This window comes from Streptomyces sp. NBC_00887 (genome assembly GCF_045207585.1).
In genome coordinates this window covers 664,744-682,094 of the sequence record NZ_CP108788.1, presented here as the reverse complement: position 1 = coordinate 682,094, position 17,351 = coordinate 664,744, and the positions used below count along the sequence as shown (strand labels likewise).

General features: G+C 69.0%; 8 protein-coding genes. 5 read left to right on the top strand and 3 right to left on the bottom strand.

Translation table 11 applies throughout. The annotated features are described in order from the left end of the window. Positions 1–27 precede the first annotated feature (27 nt). Positions 28–2,055 (top strand): GTP-binding protein, encoded by a 2,028-nt coding sequence (locus OG844_RS03205; protein ID WP_406387955.1) that lies wholly within the window; start codon positions 28–30, stop codon positions 2,053–2,055. Positions 2,056–2,098: 43 nt separating this feature from the next. Here OG844_RS03205 and OG844_RS03200 read toward each other — a convergent pair whose 3' ends face one another. Next, complete coding sequence (locus tag OG844_RS03200; protein WP_406387953.1) at positions 2,099–5,125, bottom strand: carbohydrate binding domain-containing protein; 3,027 nt, start codon at positions 5,123–5,125, stop codon at positions 2,099–2,101. A 279-nt stretch (positions 5,126–5,404) separates the two neighbouring features. On the opposite strand from OG844_RS03200, the gene OG844_RS03195 reads away from it, so the two are divergent. Then, positions 5,405–5,827 carry an acyl-CoA thioesterase gene (locus OG844_RS03195; RefSeq protein ID WP_406387952.1) on the top strand — a complete coding sequence of 141 codons (423 nt, stop codon included), beginning with the start codon at positions 5,405–5,407 and terminating at the stop codon, positions 5,825–5,827. A gap of 81 nt (positions 5,828–5,908) precedes the next feature. Here OG844_RS03195 and OG844_RS03190 read toward each other — a convergent pair whose 3' ends face one another. Then, positions 5,909–6,529, bottom strand: coding sequence for a YdeI family protein (locus tag OG844_RS03190; RefSeq protein ID WP_406387951.1), 621 nt, complete (start codon positions 6,527–6,529; stop codon positions 5,909–5,911). 76 nt (positions 6,530–6,605) lie between these two features. Continuing rightward, positions 6,606–9,803 carry an alpha-L-rhamnosidase gene (locus OG844_RS03185; protein WP_406387950.1) on the bottom strand — a complete coding sequence of 1,066 codons (3,198 nt, stop codon included), beginning with the start codon at positions 9,801–9,803 and terminating at the stop codon, positions 6,606–6,608. A gap of 351 nt (positions 9,804–10,154) precedes the next feature. Here OG844_RS03185 and OG844_RS03180 point away from each other — a divergent pair, with 351 nt between their 5' ends. From OG844_RS03180 to OG844_RS03170, 3 genes are all read left to right on the top strand, one after another. Continuing rightward, the gene (locus OG844_RS03180; protein ID WP_406395983.1) at positions 10,155–11,339 is read left to right on the top strand and encodes a S8 family serine peptidase; all 1,185 of its coding nucleotides are present in this window, start codon (positions 10,155–10,157) and stop codon (positions 11,337–11,339) included. Between the two features lie 392 nt (positions 11,340–11,731). Continuing rightward, a complete protein-coding gene (locus OG844_RS03175) occupies positions 11,732–16,021 on the top strand; it encodes a discoidin domain-containing protein (protein ID WP_406387948.1) in 4,290 nt (1,429 codons plus the stop codon). 153 nt (positions 16,022–16,174) lie between these two features. Continuing rightward, the gene (locus OG844_RS03170) at positions 16,175–17,170 is read left to right on the top strand and encodes a LacI family DNA-binding transcriptional regulator (protein ID WP_406387947.1); all 996 of its coding nucleotides are present in this window, start codon (positions 16,175–16,177) and stop codon (positions 17,168–17,170) included. Positions 17,171–17,351: the final 181 nt, after the last annotated feature.

Here is a 17,351-nt window from a genome sequence, read left to right as displayed (position 1 = left end):
ACACCTATCTCGAGGGCATGAAGCTCAGTGCACACATTGAACCTGGGAATTCTGGCGCACGTCGACGCCGGTAAGACGAGCCTGACCGAGCGGCTTCTCCACGCCGCGGGAGTCATCGACACCGTCGGCAGCGTCGACGACGGCAGCACACAGACCGACTCGCTGGCGCTCGAACGGCAACGCGGCATCACCATCAAGTCCGCGGTCGTCTCCTTCGTCATCGACCACGTGGCGGTCAACCTCATCGACACCCCGGGCCACCCGGACTTCATCGCCGAGGTGGAACGGGTCCTCGGCGTGCTCGACGGAGCGGTGCTCGTCGTCTCCGCCGTGGAGGGCGTTCAGGCACAGACCCGTGTCCTGATGCGGACGCTGCGCAGGCTGCGGATCCCCACACTCGTCTTCGTCAACAAGACCGACCGCGGCGGCGCCCGCTACGAAGGTGTCCTCGCGGACATCGCCGAGCGGCTGTCCCGCGACATCGTCGCGATGGGTTCGGCCGAGGCGCTGGGCACCCGCGAAGCCCGCACCGCACCGTTCACCGCCGCGGACCCGGGATTCACCACCGCGCTGACCGATCTGCTCACCGGTCACGACGACGACCTGCTGGCCGCCTACGTCGACGACGCGACGGGCATCCCGTACGACCGGCTGCGCGCCGCCCTGGCGGAGCAGACCCGGCAGACGCTGGTGCACCCGGTGTACTTCGGCTCCGCGGCCACCGGGGCGGGCGTGCCGGAACTGATCGCGGGAATCACCGAGCTGCTGCCCGTCACCGGCCAGGATGCCGGAGGACCGGCTGCGGGCACGGTGTTCAAGGTCGAGCGCGGTCCCGCCGGGGAGAAGATCGCGTACGTCCGGATGTTCTCCGGAACGCTGCGCACGCGTGAACGCGTCCCCTTGCGGGGGGACGGCGAGGACGACGGGCGCGAGGGCAAGATCTCCGGCATCACCGTCTTCGACCGCGGTGCGGACGACCGCGCTTCCGCTCTGACCGCCGGCCGGATCGGCAGGCTGCGGGGGCTCGGCGCCGTCCGGATCGGCGACAGGATCGGTGAGGCGCCCGCGAAGCCACAGGCGCAGGCCCACTTCGCCCCGCCGACGCTGGAGACGGTGGTGACCCCTGTCCGCCGGGAGGACCGGGGCGCCCTGCACACCGCGCTCGGCCACCTCGCGGAGCAGGACCCGCTCATCGGCGTACGGCGTGACGACATCCGTCAGGAGATCTCCCTCTCGCTCTACGGCGAGGTGCAGAAGGAGGTCATCCAGGCGACGCTGGCGGACGAGTACGGCATCGAGGTGACCTTCCGGGAGACCACGACCATCTGCCTGGAACGGCCGGCCGGGACCGGCACGGCCGTCGAGGTCATCGACCGGGAACCCAATCCCTTCCTCGCCACGGTCGGCCTCCGCGTCGATCCCGCACCGGCCGGCAGCGGGGTGGAATTCCGGCGGGAGGTGGAACTCGGATCCATGCCCTTCTCCCTGATGAGGGCCGTGGAGGACACCGTGCTGGAGACACTCGGCCAGGGAATTCACGGATGGCAGGTCACCGACTGCACCGTCACCCTGACGCATTCCGGCTACTGGCCCCGGCAGAGTCATTCGCACGCGGTGTTCGACAAGAGCATGTCGAGCACCGCGGGAGACTTCCGCAACCTGACTCCGCTGGTGCTCATGGACGCGCTGAAACAGGCCGGAACCACGGTGTACGAGCCGATGCACCGATTCCGCATCGAGCTCCCGGCCGATACGTTCGGCCCCCTCGTCCCGGTCCTGGCACGGCTGCGCGCCGTTCCCCGGACTCCGCTGACGCGGGGCCGCGTGTGCACCCTGGAGGGCGAGGTCCCCGCCGCCCGCATCCACGAACTGCAGCAGCTGTTGCCGGAGCTGTCACGCGGCGAGGGGGTGCTGGAGTCCGACTTCGCGCACTACCGGCAGGTCGAGGGACCGGTTCCGCAGCGGCCCCGTACCGACCACGACCCGCTCCACCGCAAGGAGTACCTGCTGCGCACCTTGCGGCGGGTGGCCGGGGGCGAAGGCGCCCGGGCGTGACGGACGCGCATCGCGCGCCCGCCGCGCCCGGGTCCACCCCGGGTCACTTCAGGTAGGTACCCGCCGTCCCGATCATGCCGGGGGCCGCGTTCTTCCCGCCGAGGTCGAGGACGTACACCCGCAGGTTGCCCTTGCCCGGCGCCGGGACGGCGAGCGTGCCGCCCGTCACCACCCGGGTGTCGCCGGTGACGGCGTCCTTGTAGGTGCCGTTGGGGATGCCCGTGTACGTGGCACTGCCGGTGACCGTCACCAGCGCGAAGCTGTCCGTGCCGCTCGCCGCGTCGGTGTAGCGGCGCTTGTACGCCATCGACCCGGTGATGCCCTCGGTGGAGTACTGGCCCATCTGCAGGGCCGGCACGGCCCGTCGGATCTCGTTGAGCCGCTGCACATGCTTGACCAGCGGCTTCGCGAGGGTGTCGGCGACGGCACCGGTCGCCGAGGAGACCTTGCTGAAGTCGGACGCCTTGACGTCGCCCGCGAGTTGACCGCCGAAGTAGGCGCGACCTGTCGTCGCCAGCGGGCAGGTGGGCCCGCAGTCGATCTTCTTGCCGGCCTGGAACTCGACCTCGGAGCCGTAGTAGAGCGTGGGGATGCCCCGGAAGGTCCACATCAGGGACATGTTCTCGGCCCAGGCGTCGGTGCCGCCCGCGTACCGTTCGCTGCTCTTGTTGGGTCCGTAGTCGTGGCTGTCGACGTACACGACGTTGTAGGTGGCGTCGTTGTAACTGTCGTCGGAGTCCTTGCCGTTGTTGTACGCGTTGTTGGCGTCACCGAAGTTCATGTGCATGCGCATGTCGATGACGTTCATCCCGGAGAACCTGCTGTGGTCCGGTGCGTGGTACGCGTTGCCGTTCAGGAAGGCGTTGCTGGAGGTCGGCTGGGAGCCGGTGCCCTGCTGCTGTTCGTAGTCGTACATCTCCAGCGCGGCCTTCTCGTCGTCCGCGTTGTACTCCTTGCGTTCCTTCCAGGTGTAGAACTGCGCGGAGTGGTTGACCGAGCCTCGGTTCCACTTGTCGTTGACGAAGGCCGCGACCTCACCGAAGACGAAGAAGTTCTTCGCGGCCTCGGCGCCGAACCGCTGGGTGACGCGCTCCTGGATCGCCGGCAGGAAGCGGCGGTTCCAGGTCGTACGGGGGATGTGCACGGCGGTGTCGACCCGGAAGCCGTCCACGCCCATGTCGATGTACTTGTTGTAGGCGCCGATCAGGTAGTTCTGTACGGGCGTGCTCTCGGTGTTGAAGTCGGCGAGGTCGTCGTGCAGCCAGCAGCTGCGGGAGTCCTCGCCCTCCCAGTTCCCGATCCAGCAGTTGTGGTAGTACGCCTTCGGGAACATGCCCGAAGTGGGGTTGGGCCACTGGCAGTTGTAGATCCGGTACCCCTCGGGCGAGGTGTACCGGGTGGGCGTGCCCCAGTTGACGCAGGTGTTGCCCGAAGGTTCGGCGGTGGACCACAGATCGCCGTTGTAGTACGACTTCCCGGACTTGGGCTCGACGGTCAGGCCGTCGTACTCGAACCCGTCGTTCTTCTCGTCGTAGAACCAGCTCCACTGGGTGTCGCGGACTCCGTAGGCCTTCGGGGTGAACAGGCCCTTGGCGCCCCAGCGCGAGGAGTGGTTGTAGACGACGTCCTGGTAGATCTTCATGCCCTTGGCGTGGGCCGCGTTGATGAGGTCCTGGTAGGAGGCGCCGGCGGACTCCAGCCGGGCGTCGACCTCGTAGAAGTCGTAGCCGTGATAGCCGTGGTAGTCGTAGTCGGACCGGTTCAGCACCACCGGGGTGATCCACACGGCGGACATACCGAGGCCCTTGATGTAGTCGAGCTTCTCGACCAGGCCCTTGAAGTCGCCGCGGAACATGGGGTCGTTGTCGGCCGCGTTGCCCGACTTCGTGTGCTGGCTCCCGCCCCGGTCGTTGGAGGTGTCACCGTCGTTGAAGCGGGCGGTGAGCACGAAGTAGATCGGGTCCTTGCGGGGATCGGTGCCCAGCGGCTCCCCGGACGCCGGGGCCGCGGGCTTCTCGCCCGTGGTCGCGGTGGCGGATGCGGAGGCGCCCGACACGTTCCCGGCGGCGTCGACGGCCCTGACGGTGTAGCTGTAGGCCGTCCTCTCCTCCAGCCCGGTGTCGGAGTACACCGTGGAGCCGACGTCGGTGACCATCGTGCCCTTCGTGCCCCCGGTCCGGGTGACCTGGTACTTCGTCACACCACGGTCATCGTTGGACGGGTCCCAGGTCAGCACGACGGAGACACCGTCGGCGTCCGCGGTCACCTTCGTGGGCACGGTCGGTGCCTGGGTGTCCGGGACCTCCGCGGCGCAGGGGTCCTTCGCGCCGGCGGTGACCTTCTTGTCCTTCACCGTGGTGAGCCCGGCCGGGACCGTGTAGTTGGCGCCGTTGTTGTTGTCCCACACCCCGTTGCCGTTGTTGAACGTGGCGAGCATCGTGGTCGCCGTGCCGAGGTCGACCGACTTCTTCACCCAGCCGGTACAGGCGGCCTCCATGCCCACGCCGGGCACGGTGGTCCAGGTGCCGCCCGCCGGCTGGTAGTGCAGATTGGTGGTGGTCCAGCCGACCGTCGCGGTCGAGTAGTAGACCGCCGCGCTGTGCGTCTCTTCGGGGTCGGCGGTCGGAGTCGGGTCCGTACCGGTGTCCGCGCACGGGTCGCTGTGGGCCACCACGCCGTCCTTGACGGTGATGCTGCCGGCGCCCAGGGCGTAGTTCTTCCCGGCGTTGTTGTCCCAGACGCCCGAACCGTTGTTGAACGTCGCGGCCAGGCCGGACGCGCTGCCCAGGGTGACGGTCTGCTTCACCCAGTCCGTGCACGCGGCCTCCATCGCCACACCCGGAACGGCGGTCCAGGAGCCGCCGTCGGGTGCGTAGTGGAGTTTGTACGCGGACCAGTTCTTGGTCTTCGTGTAGTAGAAGACGGTCGCGGTGGACTCCGAAGCAGCCACCGGTACAGCCGAATCGGGACCAGCGGCCTTCGGTACCGCGGTCAGGAGCCCCAGCATCACGGTGGCTGCGACGGCCGCTCCCAGAGGGCGTCCGAGCAGCCGGGTGGGGGTGCGTTTCATTCGTGTGTCTCCAGGGGAGTGCCACGGGCGGGTGGACCGTGGCAGCCAACAGCACAACCGCTCCGCGAGCGGCTGCGAGGATCCCGCCGGAGAACCCGGACGCGCCTCGGGGTTCGGGCGAGCAGTGCGTTCCGACAGCAAGTGCTGTCAGAATGTTGCTGCAATCTTTTGCAGTCAGGAAGTTACCCGCGCATGACAGGCGCGTAAAGGGGTTGCGTAGAGGCACCTGGCCGCGGGTTCCGGCGGAATGGCGGACTGCCCGCCGGCGTTCGGACGTTCATGACCTACTTCGTCGACGTGACAGTGCGCGGCTACGAGCTCGACACCCAGGGCCACCTCAACCAGGCCGTCTATCTCCAGTACGCGGAACACGCGCGCTGGGAGCTGCTGCGGGCCGCCGGACTGCCCCAGGAGAAGCTGCTGGCCGACGGAATCGGCCCGGTGCAGCTGGAAGTGACGGTGAAGTACCTGAGCGAACTTCGTGGCGGTGACAGCGTGCGCGTGAGCTGCGCGTTCGTCTACGGCGCGGGCAAGACGTTCGAGGTCGTGCAGCAGATCGTCAAGGAGGACGGCACCCTGGCCGCGGACATCAGGGCCGTCGGCGGCATCCTCGATCTGGCGGCCCGTCGGCTGGTCGCGGATCCGGCCCGGCGTCTCGCCTCGCTGGCCGAGAAGCCGGACCTCCTCGGCGTCACCGTCTGACCGGGTCGGGTGACGCCGGCCTGACCGGGGCCGGGTGACGCCGACCTGACCGGGCGACACCGGCCACCGGGGCCGGGCGGCTCAGTCCGCCGTGCCGCCCGACTCCAGCTTCGTGATCGCCCGTGCGAGGCGGGCAGCCCTCAGCCCGGGCGTTCTCGCCTTGAGGAGCTCGAGAATCACCAGGTACCTGTCCGTCCTGCCGAGCTCCTCGAACCGCCGCGCCGCCAGGGAGCCGGGGACCAGCGCGGCCGCGAGGTCCTCGGGCACGGTGGCCTCCTTCTGCGAGGGGTAAGCCGCCGCCCACCGCCCGTCCTCCCGCGCGGCCCGTACCTCGGCCAGCCCCGGCTCCCGCATCAGTCCGGCCGCCGTCAGCGCCTCGACCTTGCGCACGTTGACCTGGGACCAGTGACCGCCCTTGCGACGGCGCGAGATCCGCTGGAGGTAGTACGTCTCGTCGAGGGACTTGCGCTGCCCGTCGATCCAGCCGTAACAGAGCACGGCGTCGATGATCTCGGAGGCCGTCACGGACTCGATGCCGGTGCTCTTCTTCGCGACCTTCACCCACAGGTCCGACCGCACCCCGTGATGCCGCTCCAGCCAGTCCCTCAGTTCCTCGACCCGCTCGAAGACCTGCGGCTCCACGCCCGGTTCCGTGCCGTCGGCCATGGTCACGTCCGCCTCCTCCAGGGGAGCCTGGGGCATCTCCCCGAGCTCCTGAGCACACGTTAGGCGCCCTGTAGGACAGTTTCCGTCCTACAGGGCGCCGGGGTGATCCCTGTCAGGCGGAGGCGGCGAACTGATGGGTGCCCGATCCGGCGGCGAAGACCGCACATCCGTCGTCCAGGCGCAGGAACCTCGCGGAGGCCTGGCCGGCGCTCCGCTCGTCGCCACCCGGAATCCACACCTCGGCGGTCGTGTTGGCAGGCAGGACGACCCTCAGCGCGAAGCCGTCCGCATCCGTCTTCCAGCGCGTCGTGACCGGCCCGTACAAGGAGTCGAACCGGCCCTCGGCCTGCGTCACTCCGCCGCCCGGACGCGGTCGCACGACGACCTTCCGGAAGCCGGGGCTCCCCGGTGCGATGCCCGCGATGTTCGCGTACATCCACTCACCCACGGAGCCGTACGCGTAGTGGTTGAAGGAGTTCATCCCTGCGTCCTGGAAGCTGCCGTCCGGCCGGATGGAGTCCCACCGCTCCCACATCGTCGTGGCGCCCCGGTCGATCTGGTAGCCCCAGCTCGGGAAGGTGCGCTGCGTCAGCAGCCGGTAGGCGACATCCGTGTGCCCGGTGTCGGTCAGCACCGGCAGCAGCCGCGGGGTCCCGAGAAACCCCGTCGACAGATGCCAGTCCTTCGCCTCGATGAGCGCGACCAGCCGGTCGGCCGCCGGCCCTCGGTCGCCCTCCGTCAGCAGATCCATGGACAGAGCAAGTACGTAGGCCGTCTGTGTATCGCCCTTGACGCGTCCGCCGGCCGTCACGTACGCGGCCCGGAACGCGTCGCGCACCCGGCCGAAGAGGCTCCGGTACGGCGCCGGGTCCTTGCCCAGCGCCTCGGCGATGCGGGCGACGAGGTCGGCGCTGTGGGCGAAGTACGCCGTGCCGATGACGTCCTTGGGCGTCTCGTCCTCGATGTTGAGCCAGTCGCCGTAGCCGTCGGCGGGCCGCAGCAGCCCGGTGCTGTGTGCCTCCAGGTACTCGAGCCACTTCAGCATCGAGGACCAGGACTGCTCCAGGACCCGCACATCGCCGTACGCCTGGTACAGGGCCCACGGTACGGTCACCCCGGCGTCTCCCCAGCCCGCCGCACCGCTGCCGACACCCGGAAGGTCCGGGGCGACGTTCGGGAACGCGCCGTCGGCGACCTGGTCGTCGCGCAGGTCGTGGAGCCACTTCGTGAGGAAGCGTGCCGACTCCATCGTGTACGCGGCGGTGGGCGCGAAGACGTTGATGTCACCGGTCCAGCCGAGGCGCTCGTCCCGCGCGGGGGTGTCCGTCGGGATGGAGAGGAAGTTGCCGCGCTGCCCCCAGGTGATGTTGCTGTGGAGCTGGTTGAGCATGGGCACATCGGTCGTGAAGTCCATGGTGAACGGTGCCGAGGTGTGGATGACACGGCCCACGATCGCGTCGGGACCCGGCCGGCCGGGATAGCCCGTCACCTCCACGTAGCGGAAGCCGTGGAAGGTGAAGCGGGGTTCGTACGTCTCCCGGCCGCCGCCCTTGAGCGTGTACGTGTCCGTGGCACGGGCGGTGCGCAGGTTGGTCGTGTAGATCGTGCCGTCCGGGTTCAGGACCTCGGCATGCCGCAGCCGCACCGTCGTGCCGGCCGGCCCCGACACGGTGAGGAGCGGGGTGCCCACCATGTTCTGGCCGAGGTCGAACACGAACACACCGGGCTCCGGTTCGGTCACCTCACGTGCCGTCAGTTCGCGCTCGACACGACATGCCCCGTCCACTTCGGCGACGAGTGCCGCCGTGACGTCGTCCACCCGATCGGCGCCGAGCCACCCCGACGCGTCGAAGCCGGCCCGCGTCCAGCCGTCGGTCTCCAGTCGGGCGTCGTACTCCTCGCCCGCCATGAGATCGGCGCCGGTGACGGGCCCGGTCGCGGCGCGCCAGTCGGTCCCCGACACCACCCGATCGGTCGAGCCGTCCGTGAAGGTGATTTCCAACTGGGCAAGAACGGCAGGCTGTTCGCCGTACTGATGCGGGCCGAACCAGGCGATGTTTCCGGCGTACCAGCCTGCCGCGAGCGTGACCCCGAGTGCGTTCCCGCCCGGTGCGAGCAGTCCGGTCACGTCGTACGTCTGGTACTGGACCCGCTTGTCGTAGTCGGTCCAGCCCGGTGCGAGCCGGTCCTCGCCGACCCGCCGACCGTTGAGGAACACCTCGTACAGCCCGAGTGCGGTCGAGTACAGCCTGGCGCGCGCCACCCGCTTGCGGCCGAGCCGGAACTCCCTGCGCAGCTGGGTGGCGGGGGAGTGCGCCACCTGGACGCGGCCCCAGGGCCCGGAACCCCAGGGGGCGAGGACCTTGGCGGCGGACCACGCCCTGTCGTCGTAGGTACCGGACCCCCAGTCCCCCGAAGGCTCCTTGTCGGTGGTCCGCCAGTCTGCGCCGGTGGCCAGGGTGACCACACCGTCAGCGGTGGTCACCTCCAGCAGGCCGAGCAGTCCGGCGGGTCCTTCCGTCGCGTTGGTGGCCGACACGGCGATCACGTGGACGCCCGGGGAGAGCCGGTCCGTCACATCCCTCAGGACGGGCCGCTGCCAGTTGTTGGCGGGGCCGTCCGCCTCGGTGTGCGCCACCTCCACGCCGTCGACCCGGGCGGTGAACCCGTCATCGGCCGTCATGACCAGGCGCGCGCGGGTGACACCGGCCGGAACCTCCACCCGGCCCCGGAACCAGCGGGTGGCCGCGGGCGCACCGGCGGCCGGATCGCCCTCGGGGAACCAGATCCACGAGGCGTCGTCCAGAGCGGGCGCAGCGGTCAGCGCGGCCGGCGCGCCGATCCAGCCTGCCGACCAGTCCGATTCGGCCAGGAGCCCGGTCTCCCACCAGGACGGCTCGCTCCACCCGGAGACCTGCCCGCCGGAGTCCCACACACGCACCGACCAGTGGTAGCGCGTACGGGACACCGGCGCCGGGCCCGCGTACGGGACCAGCACCGACCGGTCGGACTCGACCTTGCCGCTGTCCCAGACGTCGGGCTTCGTGAGGCGTTCCGGGGCGGTGGCGACCCGCACCTGGTACGCGGTCTGGGTCCGGCCCGGGACCTCCGACGCGACCGGCCAGCTCAGCCTCGGACGCGGGGTGTCGAGACCGAGAGGATGGCGCACGTACTCGACGGTCGGCTCGGTGACACGGGCCCGGCCGGCGGCTGCCCGCGCCGGTCCGGCAGCGTGCGCGGCTGGTGCGGACACCGCGGCGAGCGCCGCGGTGGCTGCGGTGGTGCTGAGCAGTCGTCTTCTGCTGATCACAACTCGGCTCCGTAACGACGCGGGGATGAATCGTTTCAGTCCTGTGAAGCTAGAGTTGTGTCCGGTCCCTGTCAAGGGTTCGTTCGCGATCGAGGTCTTTCTGGCTTGATGATTGAAAGCCTGCTGTGTGCGGCATTGACGTCCGTAGGGGAGGGGGTTTACGTTCGCCCGCAGAAGCAGGTTGAAACCTTTCACGTGATCGGCCAAATGGGCCTGCCCCGGTACCGATCTTTGCGCTGTCCGGCTGACGCGACTCAAGGCGCGCCCGGGATGTGGACGAAAGGTCAGGTGTTCGCACCTCGCGGGCCTGTCCTGGTCCGCGACCGGATCCTCCACGTCAAGGGAGAACGCATGCGCCTGCGCGCCCACTGGGCCCCGGCCGCTCTACTGTTGATCGCCCCGCTGATCGGCACCACCCCGGCCACGGCCGACACCGGCGACCGTCTCGTACCGGTGCAGAAGTCGTCCCGGGCCGTGCCCGGTCAGTACATCGTCACCCTGTCGTCCGCGCAGACGGCTGATGCCATGACCGAGGATCTCGGGGTCGCCACGCTGTTCACGTACAGCAAGGTCCTGCACGGCTTCGCGGCTTCGCTCACCCCCGCCCAGCTGGACAAGGTGCGCGGAACGGCAGGCGTCCAGGCCGTGGAGGAGAACAGCGAGGCCTCGCTCGCACCGCCGCCCGCCAAGAAGACGGCAGGTGCCCGTGCGGCCGCCACAAGCTGGGGGCTTGACCGGATCGACCAGCGGGCCCTGCCGCTGGACTCCATGTACAACGCGGCCGGTACGGGTGCCGGCGTGACCGCCTACATCGTCGACACCGGCATCGAGGCCGCCCACAGCGAGTTCGGCGGCCGGGTGGGCGAAGGCTACGACGGCATCGGCGACGGCCGGGGCGCCGAGGACTGCAACGGCCACGGCACGCATGTGGCCGGTACGGTCGCCGGCGCGACGTACGGTGTCGCGGGCTCCGCCTCGCTCGTCCCCGTCAGGGTGCTCAACTGTGAAGGGTCGGGAACCTGGGCCGGGATCATCGCGGGGCTCGACTGGATCGCCGAGAACGCCGAGCCGCCCAGCGTGGTCAACGCGTCGCTCGGCGGACCCTCGTCCGCGGCGGTCGACGACGCGTTCGACGGACTGGCCGAGCTGGGAATCCTGCCTGTCGTCGCGGCGGGCAACGAGAACCAGGACGCCTGCGACGTCTCCCCGGCGGGCGCCGACCAGGTGCTCGCCGTGGGTGCCAGCGACAACCAGGACCGGCAGGCGGACTTCAGCAACTGGGGCACCTGCGTGGAGGTGTACGCCCCCGGGGTCGACATCGTCTCCGCCAGGCTCGGCGGCGGCTCCACCGCGCTGAGCGGAACGTCCATGTCCAGCCCGCACGTCGTCGGCGTCTCCGCCCTCTATCTGGAGCAGAACCCTGCCGCGACTCCCGGGGAGGTCTCCGACTGGATGGCCGGCCAGGCCACGACGGACGTGCTGACGGATCTGGGTACCGGCTCGCCCGACCGGCTTCTGTACACCGGCGGCCTCTGACCCCCGTCCCGGCCGCACACTGATCCGCCTCCACCGAGCGGGGTCCGCACATGCGGGCCCTGCTCCGTGCTGTGCCGTGGAGCAGGCACTTTGCAGCGCCTTTCCATTGTGCGCAAACAGCTTGCGTTGATTGCGCTTCCTTGCGGTCTCTGAGGCTTCCTTCCGGTCGCACCCAAATCTCATTGAAAGCACGGTGCTTGTGCTCCCATCGCTTCTCGATCCGGATCGCTCGGTTCTGTCCCAACGGTGGACGCTCTCGCAGTTCTCTGCAATTCTCTGACCGCAAAACGCAAAACTCATGCTCAGTGAGCGCAGAAACAGGTGTCACCGAGCCGAGCAGACAGAGCCGCGCCCTCGGTGCGCTTCGCGCCGAGGCCGAAGATCGGGGACCAATGAGAGCCACACGCTGGAGATGGCGGGTTGTTTCCGCCGCGGTCACCACCAGTCTTCTGATGATCGGATGGCCGTCGCTCGCCGCCTCGGCGGCCGACGGCCCCAGCATCGCCGCGGGCAGGGCCGCGGCGGCGAGCAGTACGGGCGACGGGCACGCCGCCCGGAGCGTGACGGACGGCAACCAGTCGACGTACTGGGAGGGATCCGGCAGCTCACTTCCGCAGTGGGTGCAGACCGACCTCGGCCCGGATGCCCGGATCGACGAGGTGACGCTGAAGCTTCCCGCAGGATGGGAGAGCAGAAGGCAGACCCTCTCCATCCAGGGGAGCGCCGACGGCACGAGCTTCGCCACCCTGAAGACCTCGGGGACGTACACCTTCAGCCCCGGTACGTCCAACAAGGTGACGATCCCCTTCCCGGCCACGAAGACCCGCTTCGTACGGGTGAACATCACGGCCAACACGGCGGGACGCAACGCCCAGCTCGCCGAACTGGAGGTCCGTGAGGCCGAGGAGTCGTCGGCCGACCTCGCCGCAGGCAGGACCCTCACGGCGAGCAGCCACACCGAGGTGTACGTGGCGGCCAACGGCAACGACGGCAACAGGGCCAGCTACTGGGAGAGCCGGAACAACGCCCTCCCGCAGTGGATCCAGGCGGACCTCGGCTCCTCGGTCCGCGTCGACCGGGTCGTGCTGCGGCTGCCCGACGGCTGGGAGCAGCGGACCCAGACACTGAAGATCCAGGGCAGTGCCAACGGGTCGGAATTCAGTGACCTGACCGCCTCCAAGGCGTACACCTTCAACGCCGCGGGCGGGCAGGCGGCGACGATCTCCTTCGACGCCACCACCACCCGCTACGTACGGGTGCTGGTCACCGCCAACTCGGTCCAGCCGGCCGGGCAGGTCTCCGAACTGGAGGTCTACGGCCCCGGGACCGGCGACACCCAGGCGCCCACGGCCCCGGCCGACCTGGCCTTCACCGAGCCGGCCACCGGGCAGATCAGGCTGACCTGGAAGGCCTCCTCGGACGACACGGGTGTCACCGGTTACGACATCTACGCCGGCAACACACTGCTGACGAGCGTGGCGGGCAACGTCACCACGTTCACCGACACCCGGCCGGCCGGCGAGAGCGTCTCGTACCACGTACGGGCCCGGGACGCGGCGGGCAATGAGTCGGGCAACAGCAACACCGTCACCCGCCAGGGCACCTCCGGCGACACGCAGGCACCCACCGCACCCTCGCAACTGGCCTTCACCGAGCCGTCCGCGGGACAGATCAGGCTGACCTGGCAGGCGTCCTCGGACAACAAGGGCGTGACCGGCTACGACATCTACGCCAACAACGTGCTCCGCAGGAGCGTGGCCGGTGACACCACGACGTACACCGACACCCAGTCGGCCGGCACCACGGTCACCTATGTGGTGCGCGCCAAGGACGCGGCCGGCAACATATCCGTCGCGAGCAACTCCGTGACCCGCAACGGTTCCACGAACGCCGCGTCCAACCTCGCCGTCTCCAAGCCGATCACCGCCTCGTCGGTGGTCCACACGTTCGTCGCGGCGAACGCCAACGACAACTCCGTCACCACCTACTGGGAGGGTGCGGGCGGCAGCTACCCCCACACCCTCACCGTGAAGCTCGGTTCCAACGCAGACACCGAGAGCGTCGTCGTCAAGCTCAACCCCGACAGCAGCTGGGGCGCACGCACCCAGAACATCGAAGTGCTCGGACGGGAGCAGAACGCCACGTCCTTCACGAGCCTGGCCGCGGCCAGGAACTACGCGTTCGACCCGGCGAGCGGCAACACGGTGACGATCCCGGTCACGGCCAGGGTCGCCGACGTCCAGCTGAAGTTCACCTCCAACACCGGGGCCCCGGCAGGCCAGGTCGCCGAGTTCCGGGTGATGGGCGCTCCCGCCCCCAACGCGGACCTGCAGGTGTCGGCAGTCGGCGCCTCCCCGGCCGCTCCCGTGGAGTCCGACCAGATCACCCTGTCGGCGACCGTACGCAACACGGGCGCCCTAGCCGCTCCCGCGGGCAGGCTCGACTTCGAGCTGGGCGGCTCCAAGGTCGCCACCGCATCGGTGGGCGCTCTCGCCGCCGGCGCGTCCGTACAGGTCACCGCCGGTATCGGAGCGCGCGACGCGGGCAGTTACACACTGGGCGCGGTCGTCGACCCGGCGGGCGAGATCATCGAGGAGAACGAGACCAACAACCGCTTCACCAGCAGTTCCCCGCTGGTCGTGAAGCCGGTCTCCAGCTCCGACCTCGTCGCGAACGCGGTCACCACCGCCCCGTCCGCCCCCTCCGAGGGCGACACCGTGGCCTTCTCCGTCGCCCTCAGGAACCAGGGCACCGTGGCCTCCGCGAGCGGCAGCCACGGCATCACCCTGACTCTGGTCGACTCCAAGGGAGCCACGGTCAAGACCCTGACCGGCGCGCACAGCGGCGCCATCGCGGCGGGCTCCACGACGGCGCCGGTCTCCCTCGGCACCTGGACGGCCGCCAACGGCTCGTACACGGTGAAGGTGGTGGTCGCCGACGACGCCAACGAGCTTCCGGTGAAGCGCGAGAACAACACCCGCACCGAGTCGCTGTTCGTCGGACGTGGCGCCGACATGCCGTACGACATGTACGAGGCCGAGGACGGCGTCGCGGGCGGAGGCGCCAAGGTGGTCGGTCCCAACAGGACCGTCGGCGACGTCGCAGGGGAGGCGTCCGGGCGCAAGGCGGTCACCCTCGACAGCACGGGCAACTACGTCGAGTTCACCACCCGGGCGTCCACGAACACCCTGGTCACCCGGTTCTCCATCCCGGACTCCGCGGGTGGCGGCGGCATCGGGTCGAAACTGAACGTCTATGTGGACGGCACCTTCCTGAAGGCCATCGACCTCACGTCGAAGTACGCGTGGCTGTACGGGAACGAGACGGGACCGGGCAACTCCCCGGGCTCGGGAGCGCCCCGGCACATCTACGACGAGGCGAACCTCATGCTGGGCAGGACCGTCCCGGCAGGCAGCAAGATCCGCTTGCAGAAGGACACAGCCAACACCAGCACCTACGCGATCGACTTCGTCAGCCTGGAGCAGGTCGCCCAGGTGGCCAACCCGAACCCGGCCACGTACACCGTGCCCGCCGGCTTCACCCACCAGGACGTCCAGAACGCCCTGGACAAGGTCCGGATGGATACCACGGGCACCCTCGTGGGCGTCTACCTGCCGGCCGGTGACTACTCCACCGCCAGCAAGTTCCAGGTCTACGGCAAGGCCGTGAAGGTCGTCGGCGCGGGACCCTGGTACACCCGCTTCCACGCCCCGTCCACACAGGACAACACCGACATCGGGTTCCGTGCGGAGGCCAGTGCGAAGGGTTCGTCGTTCTCGAACTTCGCGTACTTCGGCAACTACACCTCCCGCATCGACGGGCCGGGCAAGGTGTTCGACTTCTCCAACGTCTCGGACATCGTGATCGACAACATCTGGAACGAGCACATGGTGTGCCTCTACTGGGGCGCCAACACCGACAGCGTCACCATCAAGAACTCCCGGATCCGCAACATGTTCGCCGACGGCGTCAACATGACCAACGGATCCACCGACAACCACGTCACCAACAACGAGGCGCGTGCCACCGGGGACGACAGCTTCGCGCTGTTCTCCGCGATCGACGGCGGCGGCGCGGACATGAAGAACAACGTGTACGAGAACCTGACGTCCATCCTCACCTGGCGTGCCGCGGGTGTGGCCGTGTACGGCGGGTACGACAACACCTTCCGCAACATCCACATCGCCGACACCCTGGTCTACTCCGGAATCACGGTCAGTTCGCTGGACTTCGGCTATCCGATGAACGGCTTCGGGACCGGCCCCACGGCGATCGAGAACGTGTCGATCGTGCGGTCGGGCGGACACTTCTGGGGGTCGCAGACCTTCCCGGGCATCTGGCTGTTCTCGGCCTCCAAGGTGTTCCAGGGCATCCGGATCTCCCATGTGGACATCGTCGATCCGACGTACAGCGGGATCATGTTCCAGACGAACTACGTCGGTGGACAGCCCCAGTTCCCGATCAAGGACACGGTGCTCACCTACATCTCGATCACCGGAGCACGCAAGAGCGGTGACGCGTTCGACGCGAAGTCCGGCTTCGGTCTCTGGGCCAACGAGATGCCGGAGACGGGCCAGGGCCCGGCGGTCGGCGAGGTCACGTTCAACGGGCTGAAGCTGAGCGGCAACGCCGTGGACGTCAGGAACACCACCTCCACGTTCAAGATCAACATCAACCCGTAGGGGGCCTGGGAGGTACGGAGGACCCAGAGGGTTCCACGGGAAAGGAGTAGGGATGAGGGGGTGCCTCGCGACTTCCGCGAGGCACCCCCGCCTGCGTACACTCTTTGCGGCGATAAGTCGGTGACTTGCATGAGTTGCGCTAGCGTTGCGGTCATGACGCGACGACTTGCCCAGGTGGCACAGAAGGTAGGGGTCAGCGAGGCCACGGTCAGCCGGGTGCTCAACGGCAAGCCCGGAGTCTCGCGGACGACCCGCCAATCGGTGCTGACGGCACTGGACGTGCTCGGATACGAGCGGCCGACCCAGCTGCGCGGCGAGCGGGCCAGGCTCGTCGGCCTCGTCCTGCCCGAGTTGCAGAACCCGATCTTTCCGGCGTTCGCCGAGGTGATCGGCGGCTCCCTCGCACAGCAAGGGCTCACGCCCGTGCTGTGCACCCAGACCAAGGGGGGCGTCTCGGAGGCCGACTACGTCGAACTGCTGCTCCAGCAGCAGGTGTCCGGAGTCGTCTTCGCGGGAGGACTCTTCGCGCAGGCCGACGAACCGCACGACCACTACCGGCGGCTCGCCGAGCGCCGCATCCCGGTCGTGCTGATCAACGCACCCATCGAAGGGCTCGACTTCCCCTGTGTGTCCTGCGACGACGCCGTCGCGATCGAACAGGCGTGGCGGCACCTCGTGTCCCTCGGGCACGAGCGCATTGGCCTGGTCCTCGGCCCCTCCGACCACGTCCCCTCGCGGCGCAAACTCGCCGCCGCGCTCGCCGTCGCGGGAGCGCTCCCGCAGGAGCGCATCGAGCGGTCCATGTTCTCGCTCGAGGGCGGCCGGGCCGCGGCCTCGCGCCTGCTGGAGCGGGGTGTCACGGGGATCGTCTGCGCCAGCGACCCGCTGGCGCTCGGTGCCGTTCGTGCCGCCCGCCGGCGGGGCCTCAGGGTCCCCTCGGACGTCTCGGTCGTCGGCTTCGACGACTCCGCCTTCATGAACTGCACCGAACCGCCGCTGACCACGGTCCGTCAGCCCATCGAGGCGATGGGGCGGGCGGCCGTCGAGCTGCTCTCCGCGCTGATCCAGGGCGGCACCGTGCCGCCGGGCGAGCTCCTCTTCGAGCCCGAGCTCGTGGTCCGCGGCTCGACCGCGCAGGCGTACACCTGACGGCCCCGCGGGACGGATCGCAGTCCGGGGCGGCGGGTGCGTCACCGGGCGCGTCACGCTTCGGATGCGGAAGGCTGTCAAACATTTACGAAAACTGCGCGAGATATTGCGTTCACATGTCGGCGGTGGTTGAGTAAGCCGCGCCCCGGCAGAGAGTTCGCCGAGGGCCTTCCATGCTCAT